9 protein-coding genes and 1 CRISPR repeat array are annotated in these 13,384 nt (G+C 43.9%); of the genes, 6 read left to right on the top strand and 3 right to left on the bottom strand.

Annotation, left to right across the window (positions count from 1 at the left end; genetic code table 11):
• Window positions 1-63: 63 nt before the first annotated feature.
• Window positions 64-2,784 (bottom strand): UPF0182 family protein, encoded by a 2,721-nt coding sequence (locus B3L97_RS09830; protein ID WP_286935021.1) that lies wholly within the window; start codon window positions 2,782-2,784, stop codon window positions 64-66.
• 208 nt (window positions 2,785-2,992) lie between these two features.
• Between B3L97_RS09830 and tsaA the strand changes: the two genes are divergently transcribed.
• The 5 genes from tsaA (at window position 2,993) to B3L97_RS09805 (ending at window position 7,346) form a co-directional block, all read left to right on the top strand.
• The gene (tsaA, locus tag B3L97_RS09825; RefSeq protein ID WP_034326124.1) at window positions 2,993-3,484 is read left to right on the top strand and encodes a tRNA (N6-threonylcarbamoyladenosine(37)-N6)-methyltransferase TrmO; all 492 of its coding nucleotides are present in this window, start codon (window positions 2,993-2,995) and stop codon (window positions 3,482-3,484) included.
• Window positions 3,485-3,509: 25 nt separating this feature from the next.
• Window positions 3,510-3,890: a RidA family protein gene (locus B3L97_RS09820; protein WP_286847861.1), complete on the top strand. Its 381-nt coding sequence runs from the start codon at window positions 3,510-3,512 to the stop codon at window positions 3,888-3,890.
• A gap of 72 nt (window positions 3,891-3,962) precedes the next feature.
• Window positions 3,963-5,354 carry a class II fumarate hydratase gene (gene fumC / locus B3L97_RS09815; RefSeq protein ID WP_286847863.1) on the top strand — a complete coding sequence of 464 codons (1,392 nt, stop codon included), beginning with the start codon at window positions 3,963-3,965 and terminating at the stop codon, window positions 5,352-5,354.
• Window positions 5,355-5,443: 89 nt separating this feature from the next.
• Entirely contained in the window at window positions 5,444-6,775 is a 1,332-nt protein-coding gene (locus B3L97_RS09810) for a serine dehydratase subunit alpha family protein (protein WP_286935020.1), read from the top strand.
• Window positions 6,762-7,346 carry a DUF1847 domain-containing protein gene (locus B3L97_RS09805; RefSeq protein WP_286847865.1) on the top strand — a complete coding sequence of 195 codons (585 nt, stop codon included), beginning with the start codon at window positions 6,762-6,764 and terminating at the stop codon, window positions 7,344-7,346. Before B3L97_RS09810 ends, B3L97_RS09805 begins: the two co-directional genes overlap by 14 nt.
• 68 nt (window positions 7,347-7,414) lie before the next feature.
• On the opposite strand, the gene B3L97_RS09800 is transcribed toward B3L97_RS09805, so the two are convergent.
• Window positions 7,415-8,596 carry a MalY/PatB family protein gene (locus tag B3L97_RS09800; RefSeq protein WP_286935019.1) on the bottom strand — a complete coding sequence of 394 codons (1,182 nt, stop codon included), beginning with the start codon at window positions 8,594-8,596 and terminating at the stop codon, window positions 7,415-7,417.
• 221 nt (window positions 8,597-8,817) lie between these two features.
• On the opposite strand from B3L97_RS09800, the gene B3L97_RS09795 reads away from it, so the two are divergent.
• On the top strand, window positions 8,818-11,412 hold the full coding sequence (locus B3L97_RS09795; RefSeq protein ID WP_286935018.1) for an adenosylcobalamin-dependent ribonucleoside-diphosphate reductase: 2,595 nt from the start codon (window positions 8,818-8,820) through the stop codon (window positions 11,410-11,412).
• 188 nt (window positions 11,413-11,600) lie between these two features.
• On the opposite strand, the gene B3L97_RS10050 is transcribed toward B3L97_RS09795, so the two are convergent.
• A complete protein-coding gene (locus tag B3L97_RS10050) occupies window positions 11,601-11,948 on the bottom strand; it encodes a hypothetical protein (protein WP_353889994.1) in 348 nt (115 codons plus the stop codon).
• Window positions 11,949-11,972: 24 nt separating this feature from the next.
• Window positions 11,973-13,329: direct repeats of the CRISPR family, unit length 30 nt; unit sequence GTTTCCATCCCTTATAGGAAGTATAAAAAG.
• Window positions 13,330-13,384: the final 55 nt, after the last annotated feature.

Raw genomic sequence — 13,384 nt, 5'->3', positions numbered from 1 at the left:
ACATACACAAAAGTCAAGGCAACTCTTCTTATCTTAAGTAACCCTATGCGAGAGAGGCGACTCTTACTCTTGTGTAGAACGATACAATAACTGAAGTAACGTTTCAAGATGCTTCATAGCTTCTCCATATTGGGCCCAGTCCCCAAGACGAAGGGCTTCCTGTGCTGTTTCCCAAGTCTTTTGTGCTTCTTCTATCATTATTCGCACCTGTTGTTTTTGTGTTGTATCTATTCCTTCAGCGGGTTTTGTTACATCCGCAGGCCTTTCTGGCGAGACAACCTTTGATGGAACTGCTACCCCTTCTCGTTTCCCTAAAAGCTTTTCCAGGGCTTCGTCAAGACGCTCTGCCCATACAACTCGCCCTCCAGTGGAAACAATAACTCGTTTTAGTTCCGGCAAATCACTATTTTCAGCCTTGAGATAGAGAGGCTGAACGTAAAGAACGGCTTTCTCTATTGGAATAACGATAATATTACCTTTTATAACATCAGAGCCTCTTTGGCTCCATAAAGAAAGCTGGGCAGAGATATCTGGGTGCTGATTTGTAAGGGCTTCCACTTGAGCCGGCCCATAGATCAGTTTTTGCTTAGGGAACGTATAAACAAAAAGTTCTCCATAACGGTCACCATCACATCTTCCCGCCATCCATGCGATCATGTTGTCACGGCCGACGGGAGTAAAGGGTGTGATGAGGGCGAATTCTGCAGACTGATCTTCCTCTATCTTCATAATGACATAAAAAGCCCCAAGTTCTTCTTTATTCCCACTGCCTTTATATGTTTGCCATACATCTTCTTTGTTATAGAAAGTATTAGGGTCTTGCATGTGGTAGATTTTTAATATCTCACTTTGCACAGAAAAAAGGTCTTTAGGGTATCGAATATGTTTTTTCAGGCCTTCAGGCATGTGGCTCATGGGTTGGAAAAGGCCTGGGAAAATTTGAGCCCATGTTTTAATTAAAGGATCCTTCTCGTCTGAAATATAAAAATGGACGGTCCCGTCATATGCATCGACTGTGGCTTTTACACTATTGCGAATGTAGTTGATTTTAACGTTACGTTGCCTTTCTTCGGAGCCAATAAGGACAGGCTCTGCGTAGGGATACCGATCAGTTACTGTATAGGCGTCTTGCATCCATACAAGATGCCCCTCATGAATAACGAGATAGGGATCCTCATCATAGAAAAGGAAAGGAGCTAACCGTTGCAGTCGTTCCTGTATGTTTCGGTAGTAAAGCACACGGCTTTCAGGAGTAAAAAAGTTTGTAAAAAGAATTTTAGAGTCTCCAAAACGCAGAGCAAAGAGGAGCCGTCTGGCAAAGTTGCCAATAGAAACGCCCCCACTTCCTTCGTAGGTCGTTCTCGCATTAGAATCCCCAATAGGGTAGTCGAATTCTTTTTCCGTAGTTTTAACAAAAACATAGGAGCTAGGTTTCTCTCCGTAATAAATTTGAGGACGATTTAGTTCTATGGGAACTGCTATATGAGGTGGAATGTTTTCAATCCAGAGCGCAGGAAGCCCACTGCGACCCACTTCGTTAACCGGATTCATTACAATTCCGTAGCCGTGTGTAAACTCTACACGCTGGTTCACCCATGTAGGGTTCTGAAGGTTTTTAAAATCTAGTTCTCTCGCAGCAACCATAACCTGACGATAGTCGCCATTAAAAGTATATCGGTCGATATCCACGTCAATAAAATCATAGTAAGATCGAATTTCCTGAAGCTGTTTAAAACTCCTGAGAAGAGGGTCGTAGTCCCATAAACGCACGTTCTGAATTGTCTCTTTGTTTTTATCTATCATAGGCCATGTAACTTCTGATTCTGGAACCACAGAGACTGTTTTCAGCGAATCTAGTTTATAAGCTTTTAATGTTGCGTCTATGTTGTACTCTATATATGGTCGTTCTTTGTCAAATTCATTGGGCTCTACAACGTACTTTTGGATAATGCTAGGGTACACGCCTCGCAGAAGGAGAGAGGAGGCAAACAAAAGGCCAATAATCCCTAAGGAGAATTTCCACGTTTTCTTGTAATGCCCTACCGCTAAAAGCAGAGCCACGATAATGGTCAGAACCCACATAACGTTCAGAGCCAACAGCTCGGCATGTATATCGGTATAGCTGGCTCCGAAAGCCACGCCCCGGGGAGAATAGAGAAGATTGAACCGTTCGAGCCAAAAACCGGCACCCCAAAGGAGGGCTATAGTTGCTGCCAAAAGGGATAGATGTTTAAAAATTGTACGTGGAACTGGGTTATGTTGCCCCATAACAATTGGAGCGATGACAAAAGAATACATAAAGCCCGCACCAACAAGAGCCAGAATAAGAAGTCCCATAAACCAGGTTTGTAGGAAGCTTAAGAAAGGAAGTTTATAAATGTAAAAAGCCATTTCCTTCCCGAAGATAGGATCTACAGAACCAAAAGAGCTGCTATGGAGATAACGGAGGATCATGTCCCAGTATCTCTGAGTGGAAAGACCATTGAGTATAGCTAAAATACCGGATGCAGAGAGAACCACAACAGAAGTAAACTTTTTGGGAACATTCCCGAAAGGGGAATCTGCAGTTATAAGCTGTAGCGTATTGTGACGAGCTATTCGAAAATTCAGGAAAAGAAACGAGAAAGAGACGAGAGCTGATAGTATAAAAAGAGCCCATTTGGGGAGGAGCATCGTCCAGAATACGGAACCATGCCCCAGAGATTTAAACCAAAGATAGTCTGTATAAAAACGAGCGAAAGAGGGGAAAGCAAGAGAAGCGAGAAGAGCAACAAACAGCAACAACCATAATCCCCATACTTTCGGCAGAATATCTCGAAAATATTTCGGGAACCTGGATGACTTCTTTTTTTCATTATCGAACCATTCTTCATCAGGAAACGGATAATTTTTCCACATAGTTCTATTTTAGCGAAGAAATTTATTCCGTCAAAAAAGTTTTTTTATCGACTGTGAGATATAATGAAATTAAAAAGATATTGGAGGGGAAGCTATGGGTTTGGAATATAAGCTGCAAAGTATTGGGATTATCCGGTCCCCTTTTAGACAGAGGAAAGGAATGCCTATCCAGCCAGCCGGCGCCCGAGGTATTCGTGGAAGTGTGGAAGTGCTTCCAGAATTTGAAAAAGGTCTTCAGGGCCTCGAAGGCTTTTCCCACATTTACCTTTTATACTGGTTTCACCTTTCAGAAGGCTTTGATCTGACAGTCAAGCCGTTTATGGACGTCGAGCATCACGGTGTTTTTGCTACTAGAGCCCCTCGTCGCCCTAACCAGATCGGGCTTTCTGTTGTTCGCCTTGTGGCTATTCAACAGGGTAAGCTTATTATAGAAGATGTGGATATTCTTGATGGAACCCCTCTTCTTGATATTAAACCTTTTGTGCCAGAGTTTGATATTTTTGGCAGAGAATTTCGGTCAGGATGGCTGGAAAAACAAGATATTTCTCCAGAAAACGTGAAGGCCGACGACCGCTTTAGCGGTTAATTTTATTCGGAAAGGACGATATGAAATGAAAAAAATAATTGCATCGCCGACAGCTCCCAAAGCTGTAGGACCTTATTCTCAGGCTGTTTTGGTGAATGGTTTCTTGTTTGCGTCAGGGCAGTTACCAGTGAATCCGGCAGCAGGAAAGCTTGTGGAAGGCGACATTAAAAATCAGTTCCATCAGGTGATGAAGAATCTCTCTGCTGTGTTGAAGGAAGCGGATCTTTCTTTTGATGACGTGGTGAAGACAACCATTTTCCTTACTGATATGGCTAACTTCTCTGCGGTGAACGAGGTCTATGCCGAATATTTCCCTGGCGATAAACCAGCTCGTTCCTGCGTTCAGGTGGCAGCGCTGCCCCTTGGCGGTCAGGTAGAAATGGAGCTTATCGCCTGCCAGAAATAAAGGCAGGAGATATGTATTTATGTGGGGACATCTCTATAAGATGCCCCCATTTTTTTTGGGGAGGGACATGGAATGGAATATAGGGTGGAGCGAGACTCTCTAGGAGAAGTACAGGTTCCAGCAGATAAAAAGTGGGGGGCCCAGACGCAAAGGAGCCTTGAAAATTTTAAAATTGGCACTGAAACAATGCCTTATGACATACTGAAAGCATTTTTTATTCTTAAAAAAGCCGCGGCTGTTGTGAACTGTAACCTAGAGCTCCTTGATAAGGAGAGAAGAAATGCCATTGTGCAAGCGGCTGACGAAGCCTTAGAAGGTAAACTTCAGGAACATTTCCCCCTCGTAGTATGGCAAACGGGCAGCGGTACCCAAACAAATATGAATGTGAACGAAGTTCTTGCTCATCGCGCGAATGAAATTACCGGCAATTCCCCAGCTGTTCATCCTAACGATCACGTTAATTGTTCTCAAAGTTCTAACGATACGTTCCCCACGGCTATGCATATAGCGGCTGTTCTTGCCATGGAAGACAACGTTTTGCCTGCTCTTCGCCGTCTCCATGAAACGCTTTTGAAAAAGTCGGCAGAGTTCCAGCATATTGTGAAAGTGGGGAGAACTCATTTACAAGATGCTACACCTCTTACTCTGGGGCAGGAAGTAAGTGGATGGGTGAGGATGCTTGAACGTTGCGGAGCCATGATTCTTAATGGATCCAACATGTTGAAAGATTTGGCCCTTGGAGGAACAGCCGTTGGTACTGGCCTGAATAGCCATCCAGATTTCGCTTCTTGCGTGGCTGAGCAAATAAGTTCTCTCACAGGGAAATCCTTTTGTACGGCAGAAAATAAATTTCATTCTCTTACAAGTAAAGACGAACTCGTGTTTGCACATGGCGCACTCAAATCCTTAGCGGCTGATCTCATGAAGATAGCCAACGATATTCGCTGGTTGGCCTCTGGTCCTCGCTGCGGTCTGGGGGAGATAACCATCCCCGCTAATGAGCCGGGTAGCTCTATTATGCCCGGAAAAGTGAATCCCACCCAATGCGAAGCTGTAACCATGGTAGCTGTACAGGTAATGGGCAACGACAGTGCTATTGGTTTTGCCGCCAGTCAGGGAAATTTTGAGCTGAATGTATTTATGCCTGTCATTATCTATAATTTCTTACAGTCATGTCGCCTCCTTGCCGATGCAATGAACTCCTTTGAGGAGCATTGCGCCTGTGGCTTAAAGCCATGCCAGAAACGCATTGATATGTACCTTCAGAACTCTCTGATGCTTGTTACAGCTCTTACACCCCATATTGGTTATGATAAGGCAGCAGAAATTGCCAAGAAAGCTCATAAAGAGGGGATGTCATTAAAAGAAGCGGCGTTGCAACTCGGATATGTAACGACAGAGGAGTTTGAGAGGTGGGTATGCCCTCAGAAAATGGTTGCTCCATCGTTACTTCATGGGGTGTAGATTTTTAACATTTTGTGTCTGCGAGAAAGTACTTCTTGATTTAAAATTAAGAAGATAAATATAAATATGAAGTAAAGGGGGCATAAAACATGTTTTCAGCGAAAGAGTTTTTGCGCTCTGAAGTTACACCAGCTCTTGGGTGTACCGAGCCCGGTGCTGTGGCTTTGGCTGTGGCCCGGGCGCGTCAGGAAATAGGGGATGAGAGTGTGAGGTTTGTTGAGGTTACAGTAAGTGGCAGTATCTACAAAAATGGCATAGCTGTAAGCATTCCCGGCACACAAGGGTTAAAAGGAAATGTAATTGCGGCTGCTTTATCTTCTGTTTGCGGCAATGCCGAGTATGGCCTTGAAGTATTAAAAGATTGTTCGAGAGAGGCTGTGCAACAGGCACAAAAATATATAGATCAAGGTAAAATTAAAGTTCTGCCTGATATGAACAAGAATGGCGTTTATGTTAAGGCTGTAGTAACCACGGACCAACATGTATCAGAGTGCGTAATTGAAGGAAGTCATACAAATATTGTTCAAGTTGCCCTCGATGGCAAATCTCGGTATGAACTGCAGGGAATTTCCGAAAAGAACAAGAGTGATGTAAAAAATATTTCTGACCAAATTAAGACAATGGCCTACCGTGATCTCGCACGTCTTATTAACGACATAGATGAAGAAGACATAGAGTATGTTATGGAAGGCGTACGCATGAACATGGAAATTGCCATGCTGGGACTCGATCCAACGCGAAAAACAGGGCTCGGAGTAGGAAAAACTGTAATGAAACTTGCTGGCGACGACAATGATTTCCGAACCCTTGGCGATAGAATAAAAGCTATTTCTGCAGCGGCATCAGATGCCAGAATGTCTGGAGCAGCTCTTCCCGTTATGAGCAGCGCTGGAAGTGGCAATCACGGTATTACCGCTATTCTGCCTGTAGCCACAGTGGGGAAATATTATCAGAAAACCAGGGAAGAAATAGCTCGTGCTATAGTGTTAAGTCATCTTTCCACAAGCTTTATAAAAAGCCGCATGGGGCGCCTGAGCCCAGTATGTGGATGTAGTGTAGCAGCCGGTGCTGGAGCAGCGGCTGGCATAGCCTACCTTTTGTCTCAAGATATATGCAAGGCAGAAAAAGCCATGGCGATTCTCGTAAGCAACCTTGTTGGCATGATTTGCGATGGAGCCAAAGACACGTGTGCTCTCAAAGTTGGGACAGGGGCGTATGAAGCCTATTGTGCTGCAATGATGGTATTAGAGGGGCATGAACTAGATGGTCCTCAAGGAGTTGTAGATGAAACCATTGAAAAAACCGTGGAAAATGCTGCTGCTATTAATGTGGAGGGCATGAAAAACGTGGATCGTATCATTATTAATTTCATTTTAAACCGCTATAAAGAGGAGGTTTCAGCTAAAAATGCAGTGTCATAAGTGCCTTGCTCACCCTTGTCAGAAAGGGAACCCTTGCGAAACCAAGGAGAGTCTGCCCCTGTATGAAAACGATCTTGATCGTCGTCTCGTTGCGGTGTCTTCTGAAATAGAAGCCCTCTTTTATGGAGAGGCCTGTCGAGTTGATGAAACATTGGAGTTTGCCAGACGCATGAGATTTAAAAAACTTGGCCTCGCCTTTTGCGTTGGATTTTCTGAAGAGGCAACTCTCCTTGCCTCAATTATTGAAAAGGAGTTTGAGCTTTGTTCCGTTTGCTGTAAAGTTGGCTCTCTTCCTAAAGAGAGTGTAGGTGCGAAGCTGAAGCCGTGGGTGGGCACGATCTCCTGCAATCCTGCAGAGCAAGCCAGGGTTTTAAACGAATCGGGAAGCGAACTTAATATTGTTTTAGGCCTTTGTGTAGGCCATGACGCTGTTTTTTATCGCCATTCTGTAGCTCCTGCGACGACCTTAGTGGTAAAAGACCGGAAGCTTGGGCATAATCCTGTAGCGGCTCTTTACTGCCCTTATATTCGAAAAAACTTAGGGAAACCACTGAAGGAAAGAACGAAATAAAAACGTAGTTAGAAACAAAGAACGGGGCTGTTCTGGAAAGAATGGCCCCGCTCTTTTACGCGCATAAACTATTTTTCAATACAGGCAACAGCTCGGGATATTCTGTCAAGGCCTTCTTTGATCAAGGCCCGGGGTGTTGCGATATTCATTCTCATGAAGCCTTCCCCTCCCGTGCCAAACCAAGCTCCATTGTTCATGGCCACTCGCGCTTTGTTAATTATAAGATTGAAAAGATCTTCGCCAGAAAGGCCAAGTCCTCTGCAGTCAAGGAAAGGAACATATGTTCCTTCCGGTCGTACAAGTTTAATGTCGGGAAGATTTTCAGTTAGATATTTTTCAATAAAATTCACGTTTCCTTCCAAATACTCTAGTAAAGCATGAAGCCACGGCTCCCCTTTCCTATAAGCAGCTTCTAGGGCAAAGGTTCCAAAAAGGTTCCCTCCATCAATGTGAAGGAAGTTTAAAACAGAAGTATAGGCGTCCCGAATTTGAGGATCTGGAATAATTACTGCCGATGTAGAAAGCCCCGCAATATTGAAAGTCTTGCTCGGAGCTATACAAGTAATAGTTCTGGAAGCGATCTCCGGGGAAAGAGACGCCATGGGAATATGGTGAAAGCCCTTGTAAATAATATCTGAGTGGATCTCGTCAGAAACCACAATCAAATTGTGGCGAAGGCAAATTTCTCCAAGCTTCGTGAGCTCCTCTTTGGTCCAAACCCTTCCTACAGGGTTGTGAGGGCTGCAAAGGAAAATCATTTTCACGGAAGAATCTATTTTTTTCTCGAGATCTTCAAAATCCATTTCGAAACGGCCATGTCGCTCTACTAACGGATTCTCTATAATATGGCGTCCACGCCCGCTAGCAGCGCTAAAGAAAGGGGGATACACTGGCGGTTGCACGACAATTCCATCTCCCGGCTTCGTAAAGGCAAGAACAGCCATGGAAAGGGCAGGAACAACCCCCGGGGAATGGCGGATCCATTCCGCTTCTATTCCCCACTTGTGTCGTTTCTCAACCCACTCTACAATGGATTGAAAATAATTGTCACTTTTCCCTGTATAGCCAAAAATTCCATGATCAACTCGATTTTTTAACACCTCCGCAACCTCAGGAGGAGCTGTAAAATCCATATCTGCAACCCACATGGCCAGAAGATCGTCACGGCCAAATTTCTTCGTCATAAAATCCCATTTTTCACAGGACGTATGGTGTCGATCAATAATTGCATCGAAGTTGTATGTGCCCACTACTTAACACCTCCGTGGAATATATAGCAGTATTATCTTCAACAATTTCATCTATAATATCATTTTACCCTAAAGAGTATATTCTTTTTTATATAGGTTTTACCGCCCATAAAAAAGAGACAGAAAGGCCTAATAAAATACAGTGGTATCTTTCAAGTTAGCGTCATATTATAGTAATGGCCCTATATATAGGGTATTTCAACGAAAAGAGGTCGAGAGAGATGATCAAACTGTTCCGCGAACGCTTCAACCACCATATCGACCTGGATGTTTTGGAACATCCCGCCGAACTTCGACTGTCTGAAAATGCCATGTGGCTTCTTTCCCAAAGGTATTTTATTCAGCGATACGATGAAGAAGAGGAAGGGATCCGTCAAGAACGATCTTTCGAGGAATTTGCTCGGCGCATATCACGTATCATAGCCAGTGCCGAAATCCTTTACCTTGAGAAAGACGATCCTCAGAGTCTTCCGTGGCTCCAAATTCTTGAAATGAACATCTTCAACGATATTCTCAACAGGCGTTTTCTTTTTAACTCGCCGTGTCTTTTCAGTGCTGGCGCAGGAATGACTATTGTGCCGGAATTGGCAGAACGGATTTACAAATCTCCAACGGAAATGACATTCGAAGACTATGCGACTCTCTTAGAGGCGAAAACGAAAAATCAACAGCTTTTCGCCTGCTTTGTCATCAACATCCCAGACAGCATAGAAGGGATCTTCGACTCTGTGAAAGACGCCAGCATCATAAGCAAATTCGGGGGTGGAGTAGGGGGAAACTTTGGCAACCTCAGAGAAAGAGGCGCCGATATAAATGGCGGAACGGGAGGACAAGCCAGTGGTCCCATCTCCTTTATGGAGACATGGAACACTATGGGATCGGTGGTTGTGCAGGGAGGACGGCGAAGAGCTGCCCTTATGGGGATGCTCTACGATAATCACCCTGATATTATGGATTTTATTGATGCCAAGGTTGAGGAAGGGAAGCTCTCTTACTTTAATATTTCTGTTTGTGTCTCTGATCGCCTTATTCAAGCTGTACATGACGATGGAGATTTTCCCCTCCTTTCGCGTATTAATGGGAGCGTAGTCCGTACGCTGCCAGCCAGAGAATTGTGGGATAAGCTCTGTGAAAGCGCTTGGAGAAGGGGAGATCCTGGTGTTTTCTTTATTGACCGGGCCAATGTTGATAATCTTCTAAAACTTGATAAAGAATGGCGTATCGAATCGACAAACCCTTGCGGTGAGCAGCCTTTGCCTAATTACACAAGCTGCAACTTAGGCTCTATCAATGTGGAATCTTTTGTAACAGCAAAGGGAGACTTGTCCTTCTTTGATATGGAAGCATTTGTGGATCAGGTATATCGGTCTATGTATTATCTTGATCTTGTGATCGACGCCTGTTCCTACCCATTGAAACGAATAGAGGAGCGGACGAAAAAGATCCGCCCAGTGGGTCTTGGTATTATGGGACTTGCCGATGCTGCTATTATGCTGGGTATGCGTTATGGAAGCGAGAGTTTTAACTTGTACTGCACATCTCTGGGAGAAAGTTTAGCTGCCGCTGCATTATGCGCTACTGAAGAACTCGTATCGTCAGCCAACAAAACTCCCTTTGATGAAAGCCATTTAGTAGAAAAACTTTTTAAACTTTTTAAGGAGGAAACGGAAGGAGAAGATCTTTTCTCAGAGGAATGGTTCGCCCGTGTTGGCGAGGAAGATCTTTACGCCCTGATAGCCACCATGCGAGCAACGGAAACCATCCCTTACACACTGGTCAATGCTCTGGAAAGCGTGTTGACCCATGACTCTATGGGGAATGAAAAAGAGCGGATCCAGAAGGTGAAAAACCTTTTAAAAGCCCTGGCTTCAGGCAATATTCGAAATAGTCGTCGTTTAAGTATTGCTCCTACCGGTTCTATTTCCATGCTTGTAGATACAAGTTCGGGAATCGAACCTAACTTTGCATGGTCATGGACACGACGCATAATGAAGACTGATGGATCTGGCCATGAACTTCGGCAATTCTGCCATAAACTGCTAGATGAAGAACAACAGGAAGAACTGCAACAAACAGGAGCTCTTTCTAACCCTATTTATGTTACAGCCTACGATATTTCTACTGATGAGCATGTAGCGGTAACAGGTATTTTTGCTCGGTACATCGATAGTGGAATTAGTAAAACTGTGAACCTTCTCAACTCTGCCACCGTGGATGATGTAAAACGTGTGTACGCCATGTGCTATAAAATGGGTGCCAAGGGGATTACTATTTATAGAGATGGATCCCGTTCTGCCCAACCTATCGAAGTGAAGAAAAAAGAAGAGATAGAGAGAAAGGCAGAGGAAAAACCTCATACCAGTAAAGTAAAGAAGCGGCCGGGTCTTATTGTTTTTGGCAAAACTATAAAGCAGAAAACACCATGGGGAAGCATGTACGTTACCCTCAATTTTGATGGTTGCGAGCCTTTTGAGGTTTTTGCCACTATAGGTAAAAGTGGATCGGAGCTCAATGCTATGACAGAAGCTCTCTCTCGTGCCATATCCATCGGTTTGCGCAGCGGGGGCAAGCTGGAAGACTTTATTGCTACATTGAAAGGGCTATCGGGGAAGGAATACTGGGTATTTGATTACGATGATACCCACATTGCCAGATCTATTCCTGACGCTATAGCCATGTTGCTTGAGAAGCTTATTGAAAAAGAGGGGCACGTGGAGGAAAAACATGATTTACGCTGCCCTGAGTGTGGCAGCCCCATGGAAATGATTTCCGGATGCGCCTACTGTTTTAGCTGCGGCTACTCGCCATGCAAATAGGGGAGAGGGCCTATTCGCTGTCTGGAACAGTCTGATTACAGTATCTCTGGAGCTAAAAGACGTAGAGCCATGAGCTTTACCTTGATAAAAGAATGAGAATTGTTATTTTAGTTTGACAAGGTCAGCTTCTGTTGGTATATTTTGGTTTAACAAGGCTTCGCTTGCTCGGCCATGCGGATGGGATTTGCCTAGAAGTAAATCCTGTCCCGACAGGTCTGACCACGCGGAGCTTTTTTTGTGTCTATGTAACGTAACCGACCTTCTTCTGCTTGATTAATAAACCACTGATTGTTCGGCTTCTGAGTGCCATGCTGCTTTCTTCCGTAAACACTAGAAATCTCGTTAACTACATACCACCCTTCCTGCCTCTTATTAAGTCGCAAGGGCACCACAAGAGTTGCCCCATCGGGGTCTTTTAACTCCACCATAGCAACTAGGCTACCGGAGACCGTCGCCGAATCGAAAATCAAGAGAGGGGCAGCCAGCACCCTAGGGGTCTGTTTTAATGTTTCAACAGGGAAAGCAAGCCATTGCAACTACCATCCATAGCTATACAATTGGTTTCCATCCCTTATAGGAAGCATAAAAAGAGGCACTTCTCGGCGATGCGGCAAAAGGGGAATCGTGTTTCCATCCCTTATGGGAAGCATAAAAAGACCCCGCTACCCATGCCATTTTCCGGTGTTATTTGTGTTTCCATCCCTTATGGGAAGCATAAAAAGTCTCAGGTAGGAGGGGTGAGTGGGAATTGCAAGGCATGTTTCCATCCCTTATAGGAAGTATAAAAAGAATGTCACCTGGGAGTTTCCCCGCCGCATCGAGCTTGTTTCCATCCCTTATAGGAAGTATAAAAAGTATTTTGAGCTACGTACTCAGGAAAGTTGCGAACGAGTTTCCATCCCTTATAGGAAGTATAAAAAGAAACATGTACAAGAAAAGTGCCGCCCCACGGTTGGAGTTTCCATCCCTTATAGGAAGTATAAAAAGATTAATTTTTATAGGTAATATAGCGTTTTAGAATATGTTTCCATCCCTTATAGGAAGTATAAAAAGTTATTGTGATGCACGGTTCTATCCTGTCTGTACCTGGTTTCCATCCCTTATAGGAAGTATAAAAAGAGGCTATGGGGGTTCCAGTGGCGATTCGTGATCCTAGTTTCCATCCCTTATAGGAAGTATAAAAAGCATGTGTTGCAAAAGATGTTATACTATTCTTGCAAAGTTTCCATCCCTTATAGGAAGTATAAAAAGGATGGCTCAAAAAAATACCATCCAAGCGGGAGTGTAGAGTTTCCATCCCTTATAGGAAGTATAAAAAGTATAGACTTCAATGCACACGAGAACCGAGTAGTGGGGTTTCCATCCCTTATAGGAAGTATAAAAAGTCGCCATGCATCTCTACCTTAGGGTTCATCGGCTGAAGTTTCCATCCCTTATAGGAAGTATAAAAAGCCGAAGATTCTCAGGACCCCAAGGAACTCGAAGAGCCGTTTCCATCCCTTATAGGAAGTATAAAAAGCCTCGGCTTCGATGAACTTACGCACTTTCGGGAAGATGTTTCCATCCCTTATAGGAAGTATAAAAAGACCGGCCATTTCTGAACACTACGCAGCCATAACAGAGTTTCCATCCCTTATAGGAAGTATAAAAAGGATAGAGGCTTCGGCAACACTGACAGTTTCTTACGAGTTTCCATCCCTTATAGGAAGTATAAAAAGGAAAAGCATCTTCGAAAAAAGATTCAAGCGGCATTGTTTCCATCCCTTATAGGAAGTATAAAAAGATGATGCCACGGCCTAATAAAAGTGACAGCCTCCGAAGTTTCCATCCCTTATAGGAAGTATAAAAAGGATCCTGTTAAGATAACAACAAAGATGCTTCTTTATGGTTTCCATCCCTTATAGGAAGTATAAAAAGTTCTACTATTATTATACACGCATATGCTTGTATAAGTTTCCATCCCTTATAGGAA

Origin of the sequence: Aminobacterium sp. UBA4834, from assembly GCF_002400205.1 — a bacterium.
GTDB classification, from domain to species: Bacteria; Synergistota; Synergistia; order Synergistales; family Aminobacteriaceae; genus Aminobacterium; species Aminobacterium mobile.
This window is presented reverse-complemented; position numbering and strand designations above follow the sequence as displayed.